The 17,237-nt window shown below is 70.8% G+C and carries 15 protein-coding genes and 1 tRNA gene; 4 read left to right on the plus strand and 12 right to left on the minus strand.

What is annotated here, in order from left to right:
* Positions 1 to 31: 31 nt before the first annotated feature.
* Positions 32 to 1,153 (minus strand): gfo/Idh/MocA family oxidoreductase, encoded by a 1,122-nt coding sequence (locus D6718_05130; GenBank protein ID RMG46678.1) that lies wholly within the window; start codon positions 1,151 to 1,153, stop codon positions 32 to 34.
* Complete coding sequence (locus D6718_05135) at positions 1,137 to 1,346, minus strand: DNA-binding protein (GenBank protein ID RMG46679.1); 210 nt, start codon at positions 1,344 to 1,346, stop codon at positions 1,137 to 1,139. The genes D6718_05130 and D6718_05135 overlap by 17 nt, the downstream gene beginning before the upstream one ends.
* On the opposite strand from D6718_05135, the gene D6718_05140 reads away from it, so the two are divergent.
* On the plus strand, positions 1,346 to 2,674 hold the full coding sequence (locus tag D6718_05140; protein ID RMG46680.1) for a hypothetical protein: 1,329 nt from the start codon (positions 1,346 to 1,348) through the stop codon (positions 2,672 to 2,674). The genes D6718_05135 and D6718_05140 overlap by 1 nt on opposite strands.
* On the opposite strand, the gene D6718_05145 is transcribed toward D6718_05140, so the two are convergent.
* From D6718_05145 to D6718_05165, 5 genes are read right to left on the minus strand one after another with little or no spacing between them, the layout of a single operon-like run.
* Entirely contained in the window at positions 2,598 to 4,517 is a 1,920-nt protein-coding gene (locus D6718_05145; protein ID RMG46681.1) for a polysaccharide biosynthesis protein, read from the minus strand. The two genes, D6718_05140 and D6718_05145, sit on opposite strands and share 77 nt — an antisense overlap.
* On the minus strand, positions 4,514 to 5,566 hold the full coding sequence (gene yvcK, locus D6718_05150) for a uridine diphosphate-N-acetylglucosamine-binding protein YvcK (GenBank protein RMG46682.1): 1,053 nt from the start codon (positions 5,564 to 5,566) through the stop codon (positions 4,514 to 4,516). The genes D6718_05145 and yvcK overlap by 4 nt, the downstream gene beginning before the upstream one ends.
* A 60-nt stretch (positions 5,567 to 5,626) precedes the next feature.
* Positions 5,627 to 6,430, minus strand: coding sequence for a polysaccharide biosynthesis tyrosine autokinase (locus D6718_05155; GenBank protein ID RMG46683.1), 804 nt, complete (start codon positions 6,428 to 6,430; stop codon positions 5,627 to 5,629).
* Positions 6,427 to 7,902: a hypothetical protein gene (locus D6718_05160; protein RMG46684.1), complete on the minus strand. Its 1,476-nt coding sequence runs from the start codon at positions 7,900 to 7,902 to the stop codon at positions 6,427 to 6,429. The genes D6718_05155 and D6718_05160 overlap by 4 nt, the downstream gene beginning before the upstream one ends.
* On the minus strand, positions 7,878 to 9,143 hold the full coding sequence (locus tag D6718_05165) for a hypothetical protein (protein RMG46685.1): 1,266 nt from the start codon (positions 9,141 to 9,143) through the stop codon (positions 7,878 to 7,880). Before D6718_05165 ends, D6718_05160 begins: the two co-directional genes overlap by 25 nt.
* Before the next feature lie 231 nt (positions 9,144 to 9,374).
* On the opposite strand from D6718_05165, the gene D6718_05170 reads away from it, so the two are divergent.
* The 3 genes from D6718_05170 to D6718_05180 all read left to right on the plus strand — a co-directional run bounded on the left by D6718_05170 (position 9,375) and on the right by D6718_05180 (position 10,551).
* On the plus strand, positions 9,375 to 10,103 hold the full coding sequence (locus D6718_05170; GenBank protein ID RMG46686.1) for a PqqD family protein: 729 nt from the start codon (positions 9,375 to 9,377) through the stop codon (positions 10,101 to 10,103).
* Between the two features lie 62 nt (positions 10,104 to 10,165).
* A complete protein-coding gene (locus D6718_05175; protein ID RMG46687.1) occupies positions 10,166 to 10,384 on the plus strand; it encodes a hypothetical protein in 219 nt (72 codons plus the stop codon).
* Positions 10,385 to 10,474: 90 nt separating this feature from the next.
* Positions 10,475 to 10,551, plus strand: a tRNA-Arg gene (locus D6718_05180).
* Positions 10,552 to 10,563: 12 nt separating this feature from the next.
* Here the strand turns inward: D6718_05180 and D6718_05185 are convergent.
* The 5 genes from D6718_05185 to D6718_05205 form a co-directional block, all read right to left on the minus strand.
* Positions 10,564 to 11,058: a cupin domain-containing protein gene (locus D6718_05185; GenBank protein ID RMG46688.1), complete on the minus strand. Its 495-nt coding sequence runs from the start codon at positions 11,056 to 11,058 to the stop codon at positions 10,564 to 10,566.
* An 11-nt stretch (positions 11,059 to 11,069) separates the two neighbouring features.
* Positions 11,070 to 12,482 (minus strand): peptidase M64, encoded by a 1,413-nt coding sequence (locus D6718_05190; protein RMG46689.1) that lies wholly within the window; start codon positions 12,480 to 12,482, stop codon positions 11,070 to 11,072.
* 105 nt (positions 12,483 to 12,587) lie between these two features.
* A complete protein-coding gene (locus D6718_05195) occupies positions 12,588 to 14,159 on the minus strand; it encodes a hypothetical protein (protein ID RMG46690.1) in 1,572 nt (523 codons plus the stop codon).
* A gap of 270 nt (positions 14,160 to 14,429) precedes the next feature.
* Positions 14,430 to 15,188 (minus strand): hypothetical protein, encoded by a 759-nt coding sequence (locus D6718_05200; protein RMG46691.1) that lies wholly within the window; start codon positions 15,186 to 15,188, stop codon positions 14,430 to 14,432.
* An 89-nt stretch (positions 15,189 to 15,277) separates the two neighbouring features.
* The coding region (locus tag D6718_05205) for a DUF3488 domain-containing protein (protein ID RMG46692.1) at positions 15,278 to 17,237 on the minus strand (1,960 nt) is incomplete at its 5' end.

Genomic DNA, 17,237 nt, shown 5'->3' on the forward strand with positions numbered 1-17,237 from the left:
GGGCCGGCGCCCGGGATTCCCCCGCTGGCGTTCACGGCGCGGGCGCCCCGGGGACGGGCACCGGCCGGCCGCCGTCCTCCAGCGAAGCCTGCGCCGCGGCGAGCAGGCGAACCACCTCCACGCCGTGAGAGGCTCCGGTCCGCGGCGGGTCGCCGGTCCGGATCGCCTCCACGAAGGCGCGCGCCTCCTCGCGAAGCGGCTCCGACATCGGGATCTTGGGAATCAGGATGTCCCCCGAGCGGACGGTGAGGTGCTCCGCGTAGCCCACCGCGTCGGGGAGCGCCCCCTTGTCGTAGATGCGGACCTTCTCCTGGGCTGCCATGTCGTCGAAGACGGCCATCTTTCGGTCGCCCACCAGGACCACGCGCCTCGATTTGTGCGGGTCGAGCCACGAGACGTGGAGGTTCGCCATCCGGTGATCGCCGTACCTCAGGTTGGCGAAGACCACGTCGTGCACCCCCGGAGTGATGTAAGCGGCGCCCCGGGCCGAGACGTCGCTCACGCCGTCACCCAGGAGGAAGAGCGCGAGCGAGAGGTCGTGAGGTCCGAGCGACCACAGGGCGTTTTCGTCGCGGCGAATCACGCCCAGATTCACCCTCTCGCAATACAGGTACAAGGGCCGCCCGAGTTCCCCCTCGTCGAGCAGGCGCTTGAGATAGAGCACCGCCGGGTGGTACAGCAGCAGGTGCCCCACCATCAGCACCCGGCCGCATTTCCGGGCCAGCCGTTCCAGTTCCTCCGCCTCCCGCACGTCGAGCGCCAGCGGCTTTTCCACCAGGACGTGCTTGCCGGCCTCGAGCGCGGCCCGGGCGAGCCGTGCATGGGTCGGGGCCGGCGTGGCGAGGACGACCCCGTCGATCGAGGGGTCCTCGAACGCCTGCGCGGCGTCCGCGGCACAGCGCACGTGGGGGTGATCGCGGGCGATCCGGCGCCGCACCTCGGGCGAGCGGTCCGCGACGACCGCCAGCTCCGCCTCCTCCAGCGAGGCGAACGTCCGGACGTGGTTCCTCCCCCACGCCCCGGCGCCGATCACGCCGATCCGAACCACCGCTCCGTCCCCGCGCCGTCCGCGGGCCGCTGGCGGGAGGTCCTCCGGCGCCCCTTTCCGGAGGATCCTCCCGCTCCGCCGGCAGCGGTCACGCCTGGACCCGATTCCTCTCGAGCCAGGCCAAGAGTTCGGACTTCTTGTAGCGCAGCGACGAGGTGCGGCCGGAGCCCACCCGGTAAGCGGGGAGCTGCTTGCTCTTGGTCAGCTCCCACAGCTTGGTGCGCCCGATCTTGAGAAACTCCTGAGCCTCCCGGCTGGTGAGGATCTCTTCGTCGCGGTCGATCATCTCGGAGGCCATTGGGTTTGTCTCCTGTTGTGCCGGACCGGCCTCGAACCGGCCCGGGTTGCCTGGTTGTTGAACGTGCTATAACCCGCTTCCCCGCATCGAGCGCCGGAGAAACGAACCCTGTGCGTCGTGAGACAGCCGTCTGGCTGCTGCGATTGATCCGGGACGAACCGCCGCCAGTGGCCGCGGTGCCGCCCCGGTGCTGGGAATCGGTGGCGGATGCCGCGCGCGCCGCGGGTGTGGGCGCCCTGGTGGCCCACCGCGTCCTCGGCGGAGCAGCGCGGCTCCCGGAGCCGGCAGCGCGGCGGTTCCGCGAGTTTCTCGATCTTTCCCGCCGGCGCAGCGCCCTTTTCCTCGGCGAGGCCGACCGCGCCCTCCGCGCGCTCGACGCGGCAGGCGTGCCGGCCGTCGTGTTGAAAGGCGTGGGCCTCGCCGGCGCCGTTTACCGGCCGCCGGAACTTCGGGAATTCCGCGATATCGACATCCTGGTCGAGCCGGCGGCGCTCGAGGCGGCGCTCGGAGCCCTGGGGCGGGCCGGCTTCGGGCCCGCGGTGGCTCCCGAGGTGGTCGAGCTTCACCGGCGCTACCATTTCCACCTGCAGCTCGAGCGCGCCGGGGCTCCACCGTTGGAGCTCCACTGGTCCGCCGCGCGCCCCGACGACCCGTACCGCCTGGAGGCGGAACTGCTGTTGAGCCACCCCCGGAAGGACGGCCCCCTTCCCCGCCCGTCGGACGAAGCGCAGCTCCTCCACGTGGCGGTCTCGGAACTGCGGGTCGGATTCACCGACCTGCGCCGGCTCGTGGATCTCGACCGCGTCGTCCGCGCCAATCCGCGGCTCGACTGGCGCGCCGCCGCCGCGCTGGCCCGCGAGCGCGGCCTCGCGCCCGCCCTGCGGGCGGCGGTCGAGCTGGCCGCCGAACTGCTCGGCACCCCTACCGGCACGGCGTTCGCCGCCCTCCGCCCGCTCGGCGCACGCCGTCGCCGCCTCGACGAGCTGGGCTTCAGGGGATTTCCCCTCGGGCTCCCGCCGTCGGACCGGCCCACCGCCCGTCATCTCGTCCGCCTCCATCTCGATCCCCGCCCGGCCCGCGCGGCTCTGCGCCTCCTTCGGCTCCCCGCGTTCGAGCGGAAGCGATTGAAGCTCGCGCACGTCTCCCCGGCGGCCCGGCTGGCGGGCTTCCTCAAACGCGCCGGCTGGCTCGCGGCCATCGCGGTTTCGCTGCCGGTCCTGCGCTTCCGCCCGCATTCGTCTCCGCTCCCGCTCACGACGAGCGCTTCGCCACCCAGCTCTGAACGTCCGGGGGCAGGTACGGCTGGTACTCGGGGACGAGACGCTTGAGCGTCCGGCGGATGGCGAGGTCGTCCATCGCCACCGCTTCTTTGATGAGCTGTTCCACGTGCCGGTCGATTTCTTCCACCGGCACCGGCTCCCCCCGAACCCTGAAGATCTTCGGGTGGCTGGTCCGCTCCTTGACCTCCCCCGGACCGATCAGCTCCTCGTTCAGCTTTTCGCCCGGCCGCAGTCCGATGTAGGTCATCGGAATGTCCTTGTCCGGTTCCAGACCATGGAGTCGGATCACGCGGCGGGCCAGATCGTCGATCTTGATCGGATCCCCCATGTCCAGCACGTAGATGTCCCCACCCTCCGCCATCGCTCCGGCCTGGATCACGAGCGCGACCGCCTCGGGGATGGTCATGAAGTAGCGGCGCACCTCCTTGTGGGTCACGGTGACGGGGCCGCCGCGCTCGATCTGCTCCTGGAACAGCGGTATCACGGAGCCGCGGCTGCCGAGGACATTGCCGAACCGGACCGCGGTGACGCGCGTCTTGCGCCCGGCGGCGGCCAGGACGTAGAGCTCCGCGACGCGCTTGCAGCAGCCCATGATGCTGGTCGGGTTCACCGCCTTGTCCGTGGAAATGCAGACGAGGCGCTCGACACCGTGCTCGTCGCAGATCTCGATGACGTTCTTCGTGCCGAGGATGTTGTTGAGCACCGCCTCGTCCGGATTCAGCTCCATCAACGGCACGTGCTTGTCGGCGCCGGCGTGGAACACGATCTCCGGATGGAACCGCTCGAAGACGCCCTGAAGCTTCCGCTTGTTGATCACGTCCCCGATGATCTCGTAGAGCTTGGTCGCCCCCCGCTTGGGTGCGAGCTCGTGGTAGATCGCGAAAATGCTGTTCTCGCCGCGCCCGAGCAGGTACAGTTCCGAGGGCCCGTACCGGAGAACCTGGCGACAGAGCTCCGATCCGATCGAACCGCCGGCGCCCGTCACCAGCACCCGCCGCCCCTTGAGGTAGGCGGACACGCCGTCCGTGTCGAGCTCGATGCGGGGGCGTCCCAGCAGGTCCTCGATGCGCAGGTCGCGCACGTCCGCCAGCCGCGGCGTCCCGTGCACGAGACTGGCCAGATCCGGGAGGATCTTCAGCTTGACGCCGGTCCAGCGGCAGATGTCGACGATCGGCCGGATCTGCTCCGCAGTGGCCGAGGGAATGGCGATCAGGATCTCGTCGACGTCGTGCTGGGCAACGAGGCGTGGAATGTCTTCACGGTTGCCGCGGACCTTCACCCCGTGGATCCGGAGGCCTTTCTTCGCCGGGTCGTCGTCGACGAAGCCGACCGGCAGGTACCCGAGGCGCTCGTTGCGGGACATCTCCCGAACGAGACTCTCCCCGGCGTCGCCCGCGCCGACCACGAGGATCCGCCGCTCCGCGCCCCGCCGCCTGGGCGCGATGGCATCGACGAGGAACTCCGGGAGCGTGGCCAGCAGGGTCGCCTGCATCCGCTCGCGCGCGACCCGGGGGGCGAGTCGAGCCGCGCCGCAGAGCGTCAGCGTCAGCATCCCGTCCAGCACCAGCACGGAGGCCGGAACCCGCAGCTGGAGGAAGTAGAGCACGGTGGCGAGCATCAGCAGCGATGCGACCGACGAGCGGATGAGCCGCAGCAGGTCGTTCACCGAGCTGTAGCGCCACAGTGTCGCGTAGTTCCCGAAGGCCCAGAAGAGCAGCAGCTTGATCACCGCCGAGAGCGGCAGCACCCGCAGCAGGACGCGGGCCTGCTCGGGCGGGAGCGCCGGGCCGAACCGGAAGAGGTACGCGGCGACGAGCGACACCGCGATCAGCGCCAGGTCGAGGCCGACCTTCGCCAGGACCAGCCAGGAGTTCTGCAGGCGCCTGTTCATCGGCGCGGCCTCTCCGCCCGCACCCCGGCACCGCGCGGGCGGCCCGCGGCGGTCCAGCGCCCGTACGCCGCCACGACGGCCGTGGCCGTGCGCGCCGGCGCGTGCCTCACCTTGCGTCCTCCGGCCAGCAGGAGCCGCCGGTCCACCACCGGCACCAGCATGTCGAGGCCCGGATCGTTCGGGTCGACGCGCTCCGCGCCTTCCGCCCGGTAGCGCTCCAGCGTGTCCTCGGGAATCGGATCGGAAGCCACGAGCGCGGCATCGATCACCGGCGCGCCGACGTGGGAGGTGATCGCCTGCACGTGCTCCGAGGCGCCGAACCGGGTGGTCTCCCCCCGCTCCGTCATGGCGTTGACCACGAGCACCCGGCAGGCCCGCGTCCGCCTCAGCGCCTCCGCGATCTCCGGGATGAGCAGGTTCGGGAGGATGCTCGAGTAGAGGCTCCCCGGTCCGAGCACGACGATGTCGGCGTCCAGCACCGCGTCGGCGGCCCCCGGGGCGGCCGGCGGCGCCGGCGGATCGAGCCGGAGCGAGCGGATCGCGCCGTCGCCCCGCTTGATCGCCGTCTCTCCGGCGATTTCGCGGCCGTCCTCGAGGGTCGCCACCAGGCGGGTCGGCGCGAGCGTGGCCGGAAGCACGCGCCCCTGGATGTTCAGCACCTCCCCGGCCAGCCGCACCGCGGCGAGAAAGCCGTCGGGCTCCTCCTGGGCCAGTGCCGCCAGAATGAGGTTCCCGACCGAGTGGCCGTCGAGGCTTCCGTTCGAGCGGTAGCGGGCCTGGAACAGGCGCGACATCAGCGGCTCGTTGTGCGACAGGGCCACCATGCAGTTCCGGATGTCCCCCGGCGGAAGCATCCCGAGCTCGTCGCGCAACCGGCCCGAGCTGCCGCCGTCATCGGTCACGGTGACGATCGCGACCAGGCGAGAAGGATCGTCGGCGCCATCCGGGAACAAAAGCTGCTTGAAGCCCCGGAGGACCACCGGCAGACCGGTCCCACCCCCGATCGCGACCACCCGCAGTCGCGGGCCGCCGGCCGCGACGCGCCTCATCGCACCAGCCTCCCGCGGCGCGTCCCGCGCCGCCGCCGGGTCATCCGCTGCCACCTGTCGTCAACCCCGATCACGGTCGTAGTAGTAGCCGCCGTACTCGTCGTAGCGGTAGTAGTAGCGATCCAGAACGGTGTACCGGACGTCGTTGAGAACGACGCCGATCACCCGCCCCGTCGTCACCTGCGACAGCGCCTTCTTCACGATCTGACGCGAGGTAAGACCGGCGCGGATCACGAAGATCAACCCGTCGGCGTAGGAGTTCAGGATGTTGGCATCGACGAAGCGCATCAGGGGTGGAGCGTCGAGGATGATCGCGTCGAACCGATCCCGCAGCTGCCGCAGAAGGCGCCGGAACCTCTCGGACTTGAGCACCTCCGCCGGCTTCTCCGGCGGCCGGCCCGCCGGCAGCAACTTCAGCCGCGTTTGCGTGAGATCGACCACGGCCGCGTCGAGATCGGCGCGGTCCTCGAAGACATCCATCCAGCCGATGCGCGGCTTGCTGAGGAGGAAGTGGTGGACCCGCGGCCGGTGCAGGTCCACGTCCATCAGGACCACCTTGCGATCCCGGTCCTCGGCCATCACCAGAGCGAGATTCATCGACGTGAGCGTCTTGCCTTCCGCCTCGCGGCTCGAGGTCATGACGATCACTCGGTAGGGATGGTCGTCGCGGACTCCGAGGTGGTCGATGTGCGTCATCATGCGGCGGTAGCGCTCCGTCACCGGAGACCGCGGATCGATCAGCGGGAGCAGGCGCGGATTGGGCGCGAGATCGCGCGCCGACCGCCTTCCCCCGGGGCGACGGCTCGCCGGCGCACCGCCCGCCGGCGGCGGGCCCACGCGCGGAATGCGGGGCTTCTGGTTCATCCTGCCGCCCTCGTCACGGTCCGCCGCGTCCGCCGCCGCTCGGCCGCGCGCTCGAGGTCGGGAATGACGGCCAGGATCGGCAGGTCGATCGCCGCGGCGAGCTGTTCTTCGCTCTTGAACGACTGGTCGAAAACTTCCAGCAGGAGGACGAGCCCGATGCCCACGCCGCCGCCGACGGCGAGACCCATGAAGATGAACAGCTTGAGGTCGGGCCAGAAGGGTTCGCTCGGCGGCCGCGCCATGTTGAGGATCTCGAACCGTTCCCCCTGCTTGAACTCCTCCACCGCGGCGCCTTCCTCCGCGTCGAGCTCCTTCGCCCGGGCTTCCTGGTACTGTTCCTGCAGGGCCTCTTCGATGTGCAGGAGCTTGTCCAGCTGGATCTGAAAGTCCGGCGTCCGCTCGAGCCGCCGCTCGATCTCCTCGTTCTCCGCGACGAGCTGCTCGCGCTTCTTCTCCAGAACCGCGATCTCGCGCTGGAGCCGCGCCTTCTCGTTCGCGATCTGCTGGAGCTGGAGGCTCTCTCCCTCGGGCACCGCCGGCTCCTCTCCCGGCGCCAGCCCGAGCTCGCGCTCGAGCCGCGCGATCTCCCGCGTGAGCGCGGCCACGCTCGGATGAGCCTCCTTGTAGCCGGAGCCGAGCAGTTCCTCCCGGCGCCGCCGGGCCTCGCGCAGGCGGGCCACTCGCGGGTCCGCAACGGCGTCCGGCTTGGCCGGCGGCACCTCCAGCTGGAGTTCAAGGTCGCGGATCTTGTCCTTGAAATCGCGGATCTGGGCGTCGATCCGCTCGATCTCCACCCGGTTGTTCTGGAGTATGTCCTGGTTCGTCTTCTGGTAGCTCTCCAGCTCGAACTTGTGCTCTGAACGGAACTTGTGGATCCGGGCCCGGATGTCGTAGAGCTGGCGCTCGATCTGCTCGCGGTTTTCTCGCAGCTTCCCCAGCGTCTCCTCCGCCATCCGCTGGCGGATCTCCGCGTTGCGGCGGATGTAGATCGCGGCCAGTTCGTTGGCGATCGAGGCGGCGATCCGGGGATCCTCCCACGTCACGCTGAGGTCGAAGTAGTTGTTCTTCTTGTTCGGTACGAGCGAAATCCGCCGGTCGAGCCGCTTCGCCAGGTCCTCGAGGTTCTTCGGGCCGCCGGGGGTGCCGATCAGGTGGAGCTCGTCCTCCACCTCCTGGACATACTTCTCCGAGGTGATCTCGGCGGTGATCGTGGTGACCAGGTCGGTGGAGTCGATCTCGACGATCGGGCTGAGAAGATTGCGGGAGATCGTCTGCGGGCGGATCTGCACCCGCGTCCGCGCCCGGTAGAGCTTGTCCGACCAGAAGAACAGGGCGATCGAGCAGAGCACCCCGACCACCGCCGGCACGATGATCCACCAGCGGCGCCGGAGGAGGATGTCGAGGTACTCCTTCAGCAGCGGGTTCTGCTGGGCCGGCATCACGGTGCTCATCGTCCCGCTCCCGGCGCCCATCGGAGGCCGAAGCCCCAGATCCGGTAGTCCACTTCCAGCGGAGTCAGGCCGGCGGTCGTGGTCTGCCGCATCTGCTCCACGCTGAGCACCAGCGCCGTCGTTTCTCCGAGCGCGGCATGCCACTCCCCGCCGAGCGCCGTGGTCCGCGTCGGCGGCGAGAGCGACCGATCTGCGCCAAGCGGGCTCCGGTCGGTCCAGCGCCCGGCGAAGCTGATCTTCGACCACTTCCCCGTCGGCCAGAGCAGGCCGGCGTGCACGGCGGTCGTCTCGGACGGGCCGCCGGTGCCGCCGCTGGCACCCACGTCGCGCGTGACGCCGCCGGAGAACTCCCCCTGCCGGGGCAGGCGGGCCCTGATCAGGGCCGTGCCGACGAAGCCGAGATCACCGTCCAGCCCGGGGGGATCGTCCGGTGCGGCCCGGCGCACCTCCGTCCGGCTGATCCCTACCGCGACGGTGAAGCCCACCGCCTCGGGCCGGCCGCCGCTCCAACCCGCCAGGAGGCGGTGGACATCCACCTCGCCCCGCAGGCCCTCGTCGATGCGGCTGCCCCGGTAGCCGAGGCTCAGCCGCTGGGTTCGCGTCACGTCCCGCCCGAGCGTGCCCTCGACGGTGACCGTGCTCGAATCGGCGAGGGGCACCGCCGCCGATCCGGGGACCGAGGCCTCGGGCCGGTCGAAGCTGGTCGCGTGGTAGGCGACCGAGGCCGAGAACTCGCTCCGCGGGCCGGTCCTCGCCGACATCGCCAGCCGGCTCGTGAGGGTGTCGGTCTTCGTGCGGGGCAGCGCCACCAGGTCCGCCTCCGGGGCGTCGAGCGCGAGCCGGGCGCGGTCGGCGCGCGACCAGCTCGTCCGCAGCTCCCAGCGGGACCGTTCGGAGCGCCGGCGGGTCCAGGAGAAGGCGGCGTAGTGCGCCGTGTTGTCGAGCGCCCCCGAGGGAACCGAGTCGAGCCCCCGGTAGGTCTCGCGCACCGGCCTGTAACTGAGGATCCAATCGTCCCGCCGCCCCCGGTACCCGAGCGGGAGGAGGAGGTCCGCGGTGACCACGGTGGCGGCTTCGCGCGCATCGGCGGTCGCCACGAGCCCCGCGTTGTCGGTGCGCTGGGCCGAGAGGGTGACGACGGGCGAGAAGCTCCAGGGACCGGCGGCCGCGCCGGGGGCGAAGCCGACTCCCGCCGCCAGCAGGACCGCCGCCGCCCGAGGGGCGGGCCACCGGCGGGCCGGAACGCGATTCCCGACAGGCATCCTCGCTGCTCTCCTCCGGCTCCGGCTGTGGCGCATCGCCGTCGCAGATCGCCACGCCGCGCGAACCTCCGGACGGCGCCGGACCGGCGCCTCCCAGAGATGGCTACGGCGTTCCCCGTCCCAAGTCAAGCTCCGAATTATCCCGGAGATGTTGGCACTTGTTTTCATGTGTTCGGAGGATGACCACCCTTCAGCCCCCGAAAGTGTTCCTTTTTTGGACCTCCCCCACCGTTGCCGGGCGATTCCCCCTCCCCCCCGGAGAATACTGGCAAAGACCGTGCCGGGCACGGTCTCCCGCGGAAACTTCCGCACAGCGCCGGGTTCCGAAGAGCCCCCCCGCCATGGACCGGTCGGGGACGGCCCGCGTTACCCGGTGTCCGAATCCCGACACCGCCCCCCCGGAGGTGCTCGATCCCGCGACACTCGGCCGATCGCGTCACGGCCCGTTCGAAACACGCCGCGGGAGCGGCCGGGCGGGCCGATTCGCGCTTGACGGCGCGTTCGCTCCGGCGTACCTCCAACCGCGGAGCCGGTTTGGGGACCTCGATCGGTTCCCGGGCCGAGGGCAGGTCCGGAAGACTCCGGCCGACCCCGGGTCTCCCCGAGCGGGTGCGGCGCGCATATACTGGTGACCGTTCCCGCGAGGGGAGTTCAGGAGGCCGGGTGAAGGGCTGCCCCCAGACCCGCGTCGACGTTCGGACGGTGGAGATCGGTTCCGAGTTGTTCGTCTACGACGACCGGAAGCGGCTCCAGCACCACCTGAACTCGACGGCCCGGCGCATCTGGGAGTTGTGCGACGGAACTCACTCGGTCGACGAGATCGTGGCCGAGATCCGCCGCCTCTTCCCGGGTGAGCCGGAGGAGCGGGTGCGAGCCGACGTCGAGCGGACGCTCGAGCTGATGCGGGAACGGGAGCTGCTCGTCTGGGTCACCGCCGAGGTCCCGCGGGAGGATCGCTGAGCGTCGAGGGGGCGCCCGCGGGGCGCTATGGCCGCCGGGACGGCGGCCGGGGAAGGGATCCGATGGGCATGGCAGGAAAGGACGGCACCATGAGCCCCGACGAACGGAAGACCCGGCCGGACGAGGGCTCCAACACGTACGTCGCACCGGAGATCGTCACCTACACTCCGGAGGACTTCCTCGCGCTGCTCGGGCCCGCGCAGGGCTACGGAGGGCATCACCCGCCGGTGGGAGGCCGCGGCTTCGGGCGGCTCCGCCGCCTGTTTCCGGGCATGCGCTGACCGCCCGGAGTGCGGACGGGCCGCCGGCCGCACCCGTGTCTTGACCCCCCAGCGACCGCGCGCTAGTATCCGCGCGCTTCAGCGGAGCGCGCGCCCGTAGCTCAATTGGATAGAGCACTTGACTACGGATCAAGAGGTTCGGGGTTCGAATCCCTGCGGGCGCGCCAGCCGTCCGATCCTCACTCGCAAATGCCGCACGCCTCGGGGCCGTCCAGCGCGACCGGACGGTCCCTCTCGGCGTTGACGATGCACAGGAAGCCGAACGGCTCGTCCGCCTGGGCCGGGCACAGGAACTGGTGCGGGTCGTCGGGGGCGACGTAAATCACGTCGCCCACCCCGACGGCGAACCGCCCGCAGCCGAGCCGAACTTCCCCCCGGCCGCGGAGCACGACGACGGCGTGCTCGTGCCGGTGCCGTTCCAGGCTGCTGAAGCCTCCGGGATCGATCTCGAAGTAGCGCACGTGGAACAGCGGCGATTCCCCGCGCCGGCCGATCAACTCCCTTCTCGTCATGCCGCGCCACGTGGAACCGCTCGCCTTGTACGCCTCGCAGCGGACGCCTCGCCATCTCCAGCCGCCCTCGTGGCGGATCACCTTGCTGTGATTCCCCTCGAGCGCGGGCTCGGCCGTGTCCCTTCCCGAACCGCCTCCGCCTGTCTCTCGCCGCGCGTCCATTCCCGTGCCGCTCACTCCGTGTAGCCGTCGATCACGCGATCGATCGCCGCCGCGCACACCGGACAGAAGCCGACCTCGTCCCGCGTGAACATGATGCAGTCGGTGCTGGGCCGGTAGAGCCCGCGCGCCCGGTATCCCGCACCCTCGAACGCTCCCACCTTTCCCGCATACCGTTCCGAAGCGAGCATGGCGGTGAACAGCGAGCGTTCCTCGGCGAACAGGCGCTCGAGCTCCTCCTCCGGCGCCCCCTCCGCGCGGAGCCGGCGCCGCCGCTCCTGGCGCGCCCGGGACTCCTTCTCGAAGGTCTCCTTGTCCCACGGCGTGGGAACCGGGACACCCTCGCTCAGCAGCGCCCGCCACTTCGGCATTCCGTCGGGGAGGAGCGCGCTGATGTTGGGCTCCCAGGGCTCCACCTCGATCGGCGGCAGCTCTTCGTAGGCCACGTCGGATGTGTAGTACTCGTCAGCGAGCCCGGCGATGTGATGCCCGAATTCGTGGACGAACAGATAGTCGGCAAAGGCCGAGTCGGCGGCGAAGGTGCAGTAGAGGTTGAAGATGCCGCCTCCGCCGTACTTCCGCTCGTTGACCATGATCGCCACCACGTCGTAGGGCGCACTGGCCGCGATGTCACGCCACCGGTGGTCGTCGAACGTCAGCACGTACCTTTCCGAATCGAACGCGTTGTACCGCGTCCCGAGAGGCGTGTCGCGGAAGATCCCCGCACGCGGCCTGGTGATTCCCGGCTGCGGCGACGGGGTGAACAGGGCGCGGACGTTGAAGTCCTCCTTCCGGCTGCGGAACGGCTCGACCGCGAACAGCGCGGCCAGCGCCCGCCGCGCGTCCGCGAGGAACTTCGGGCGCTGGGCCGCCGTGTACCCGTCGCCGAGGACCAGCAGGTCCACCTTGCGCGCGGGATCCCCGCCGATCATCAGCTCGGTCACGTCGGCCTCCTGAATCGCCGGCCGGTCCACGAACCGCGAGCGGGGATCGACACTCGTCCTCCAGATCTCCCGGAACGTGCCGTCGGGTCCCCGCTTGCGCAGGCGGAGCTGGAAGGGCCGGCGCGGCTCCGGCACCCGGACCGCCTCCTCGAAGGTCCCCCACTCCCTGTCCGCCTCCGCCGTCGTCTCCCACTCCCCGTAGATGCTCGCGAACCCCCGCGAGTACAGGACCCTGTTGGTGGCGAGGTCGGCGACTTCGACCATGTACTTGCCGAGGTTGGAGGTGTCGATCAGCCTCGTCCGGCTGCCGGGCCAGGGGCCCTCGACCCTCAGCCTCCGGATCGCGAAGTGCTCCTCCGACGAGGTTCCCGAGTGGTAGAGATCGACGCGCAGCGTGGCCCCGGTGAAATCGGCCGCGAACGGCGCGCCGCCCCCCGGGGCGGCGGAGGCGAGTCCGGCGGCGAGCAGCAGTGACGGCACCATGGATCCGCTCCCTCGACCGGCGGCAACGGCCGGCCTGGCGCCCCATGATGCCTCAAGACCGGCCGCGGTTCCCGCCGCCGGGCGGGGGGGCGCGCCGCGCTCGGCTCAGTTCAGCCGCACCCAGTGCACCATCCCGCTCGTCGAACCCACGACGATCCCCTGGTTGAGGCCGTCGTTGTAGTCGAACGTCGGATCACCGATCGTCTTTCCCGCCTCGAGGAGCCAGCTCCTGATGACGGTCCCGGTCGGTACGTCGACCTCGTACAGGTGTCCGTCGGAGGAGCCCACATACGCCCGGGTGTTGGGAACCCCGCCGACCCACCGGAGCAGCACGGGCGCGGAGGCGCCGGGGACGTTCACCGACCAGTGCGTCGAATCGCCCAGCTTGGCCGTCCCGGCCGTCACCTTGATGCCATGGAGGGTGTTGTCGGTCGTCCAGACGACCCAGTGCTCGTAGAACCCGTTGCCGGCGGCGATCCGCGAACTGACCGCGACCGCCTTCACCGGGCCGTCGCTGACGGGCGGCGTGTAGCTGTCTCGCCGCGCCAGCGGCGCCGGGTAGGGCCCCGTGCGGTTCACGGCATCGTAGAGATAGATCGTCCCCGCGGTGTTCCCGAAGACGAGGAAGGTGTTGTTCGACGTTCCGTAGCGGAAGACGACGGGTGTGGTATCGATGTCCCCGAGCCCGACGGTCTCCGAGTACGGCGGCACCACGAACCGGCCGTCGTGGGTGACGCGGATGACGAGGATCGACTCGTTGTCGTCGCCGTCGCCGTGAAGCGGTACGTAGATCAGGTTGTCGGCCCAGTCCCGGTAGAGGATCTTCGGGGCCGCGTTCGAAATCCCGAGGGTCGGCGATCCGACCTGATCCGCGCTGCTGCCCGACTCGTCCCCGTCGTAGCTGTCCAACAGGTTGAGCATGTGGTCGTAGAGCAGGACTTTGTTGTTGGAAACGCCGCATCTCGTCGCGACCACGACGACGTCGTCGGCCGGGTTGTTGTTGTTGTCGAAAGCGTCGAGCATCACCACCGGTCCCGCCTGCAGGGAAGACGACGCGGGATCGCATCCGGCGTCCGCGAGAACGTTGGCGCTCGCCTCCGGCGGCGCGGGCGTGTCCAGCCGGAACCGGTAGAGCATGCCGTCCTGAGTCGTCAGGAAGGCGGTGAAATCGTTGGTGCCGTCGTAGTCCGGATCGAGGTCGCCGACCTTGGGCCGCGACTGGACCGCCCCTCCCACCGCCGGCGGCGTCCACCCGGCGCGCCGTCCGTCGAGTTCGCCCATGCGGTAAAGGAGGCCGTCGTTCCCCACGGTCACGACGTGCTCGCCGGGGGTGGCACCGATCGGTGCCAGGCTGGCCGCCCCGGTGGTGAATTCCCACTTGTAACTGAGGCTCGTCCGCGGCAGGCCCCGGGTTTCGACGCCGGGTGCGTAATTGAACGACGTGTCTCGCGAGAAGACCTTGTAGTAGTGAATGGTCCCGTCGTTGGACGCATCGAGATCGACGCAGCTCGACGCGCCGGCCGGCGTCACGCAGGCGACGATGCTGGCTCCGACGGTGTCGCCGAGGTTGTAGCTGCTTCCGGGCGCCGGATCGTCCGTCACCGGGCTCCCGAGCCGGCGCAGCACCAGGACACCGGCGAAGTCGGGATCCGACGGATTCACCCATTCCAGGGCCACCTGCCCCTCGGCCGCCGAGGCCGTGAGGGTGCTGACGTCGCCCGGGGGCGTGACGTCGGGACCGCCCGCCGGCGGCCTTGCGGCTGCCCCCGGGATCGTGAGCAGCGCGCAGCAAACCCCGAGCAGGGGCGGCCACAGCGGACCTTTGCCGGACGATGACGAAACGGAACGATCACTGTCGCGAGACACGGCCGTTCCCCCTTCCGCTCCGACGACCCCCGCGTCGGAATCTAGTGCCCGGGGGAACGGCCGGCGAGCCGTCCCGGTTCTTCAGCGCAACCCGAGTTCGTGGAGGGTGCGGTAGAGGTAGTCCACCTTCTTGTAGTCCGCCGGCGGCGAGTAGGTGTCGGGCCCCGGCGTGACGGTTCGGACGCTCTTGACCTCGCGGCGCGACACGACCGACACCCCGCCGGCCTGAAGGCGGTTCTCCTCCACGACGGGAACCGCTCCGGTGTCGGCGATCTTCTCCAGCACCGCGCCCGCCAGCGGCTGCGAGAGAGCGGCCGCGCGCAGCAAATCGGCCAGAAGTTCGCGGTCGACCCCGATCTCCGAGCTGAGCCAGAGCGTCCGCGTCACGTGAAGACCGGCCCCGTCGATCACCGCCTCGTACCGGCGGCAATTCCAGGAGCCGAACGCCTTCCGCTCGTCGGAGGCGGTGAAAGTGACCGTCGCCCGCTTCTCGAGCGCGCCCCCGGCGATCTTCTCCGCCAGCTCCGGCGGCACGAGTGTCTCGAGACGGGCCGGGAGCTCGGCCTCGACGTAGGAGCGCCGGGAGTGATCCACGTAGTAGACCTTCCCCAGGTCGCGCCGCAGGATCACGCTCTTGCGCAGGTCGTCGTAGCGCGCCCGGTCCTCGCCGAGCCAGATCCGCGATTCCTTCTTCGGCGCTCCTTTCTGCTCCTGGCCCGAGTGGAGCGAGAGTGTCCGCCCCGGCGCTTCGACCTCGACGGTGATCAGCGTGTCGGCGGACACCAGAGTGGGCAAGAGCAGGCAAGCGAGCCAGCACAGGACGCGAGCGACTCCTTGCATCGGATCCTCCCGCCGGCCGCGCGGCCGGCCGACGAGACTCTACCGTATCCGGCGGTCCGGTGCCCGGAGAAGCGGAAGGTGGCGGCGATTCACGCGACGGAGCTCCGTCGCCGGCGGCAGCGGCCCCTTTCGGCGAGGCGGGCGAGCGCGTCCCGGGCGGCGGCGATCTCGTGCGGCGCCGGTTCGTCGCCGCCGAACCGGATGCGCTCGTACAGCGAGACGAGCAGCCGCACCGACTCCGGGTCGCCGAGAACGGTTCCGGCCCGCGCCGCGAACTTGCGGGCAGTCTCGGAAGGCGCCGGAACGAGTCCGGCGCGGCCCGCCAGGCGCAGGAACGAGGCGAAGAAGCGAGGCAGCGGTGCGGGCGGGCGGCGCCGCCTCCTCAGCATCCATCCTCCCGCGAGCGCGGCGAGGCCGGCGGGAAGGAGGGTGCGCGGATCCAACAGCGCGCGGGCCGCCTCGGCCGCGGCGGCCAGCCGGAAGCGCGCGGCCTCGATGAGCCGCGCCTGATCCTCGAGGTCGAGCCCCACGACCCAGGTGTCCCAGAGGACCACCGCCGCATCCCATCCCGAGCGGATGGCCAGAACGGGGCCGGACGCCGGCTCGCGGCCCGACGGAGGCGTCGGATCGAAGGGGACCCAGCCTCGTCCGGGGACCCACACCTCCACCCAGAGGTGAGCCCGGGCGTCGCGGACGACCAGCCTGTCGCTCAGGGGCACGCGGTCGGCCCCGAGCCAGCCGCCGACCACCCGCGCGGGGACGCCCCTGAGCCGCAGTCCCAGCGCCATCGCCGTGGCGAAGTACTCGCAGTGGGCGGGCGCTCCCGCGAGAAACGAGGCGAACGGCCGCTCCGGGTCGATCGCACTCAGATCGAGGCTGTAGGGACGGCGGGCGAGATCGCGCACGAAGGCGCGCGCCAGACCGTCCGGGCGGCGCTCGTCCGGAGCGACCGAACGCGCCCAGGCGGCGAGGGCCGGCTCGATGCGGCCGGTCCGGAGGAACGCGGCGGCATCGGGCCCCCCGTCCCCGGAACCGCACGCGGTGGCCACACCCACGGCGAAGCGGCGGGGCGGCCGTCCGGACACGGTGCGGATGGCCCCTCCCGGCGTGACCCTGACCAGGGTGTCCCGGAGCGTGCGGATCCACACCGCGTGGCCCGGCACGGGGAGAACGTTCAGGCCCACTCTGCGAACTTCGATCTGAGCCACCAGGCGAACTCGCTGCGAGCGGCACGCAGGCGGGAGCGGCGCGAGCCGGCCGCCCGGGAGGTGAACGATCCGGTCGTCGGTTCCGTCGGCACGGGCCCACCCGCGCCCCGTCCACGCGCCGTACTCCTTCGCCCGCCAGTACAGGGCGGAAGGATCGGCGTCCTGGTCGGTCAGCCGGGCCTCGAACACGATGTCGCGGCTGCGCTTGATCCTCCCCAGGGCACCGAGCCGGACCTCGTCGGCGAGGCCCGTTTCCCGCGCCGTGCCCCGCCGGTCCTCGCCGTTTGCGCGCCCCCACCCGCCTCCGCTGTGGGGAAGCACGAAGAACAGGCCCAGTCCGAGGATCAACGAAGCGGCCGCGATCGACGCGGCTCCCCGGGCGGACGTCCGGCAGCCGGTACGGCGCGACGGGGGGAGGGCCTCGACGAGGGTGGCGCGCGTCCGCGCGCGGATCGCCGTCACCATGAACGCGGACAGTGGCAGGATGAACCACAGCTCGGTGGTTTCCGCCGCCGCGATGACGATCAGGAGAGTCGCCAGGAGCACCGGCCGGTGCGAGCGCGAGGGATCCCCGGCGAGAACCTCGGCGACGACGATGAAGACCACCAGGCGTGCGAGCGCCATCACCGGGTCTCGCTGCGCCGAGACGAACAGGTCCACCGCGAACAGCGGGAGATAGGCGGCCGCGAGCCAGGTGAAGAGACGGGGGCGGTCGAGCCAGGACGCCAGCGACGATCCCCGCGCCCGTGCCACGCCGAGCGCCAGTGCCGCGAGGCAGACGGCAAAGGCCGCCGGTCCCAGCGCCCCCGCAGCGAAAGCGGCGGAAGATCCGACGGCGACC

It is taken from the genome of Acidobacteriota bacterium, from assembly GCA_003696075.1.
Classification (GTDB): domain Bacteria; phylum Acidobacteriota; class Polarisedimenticolia; order J045; family J045; genus J045.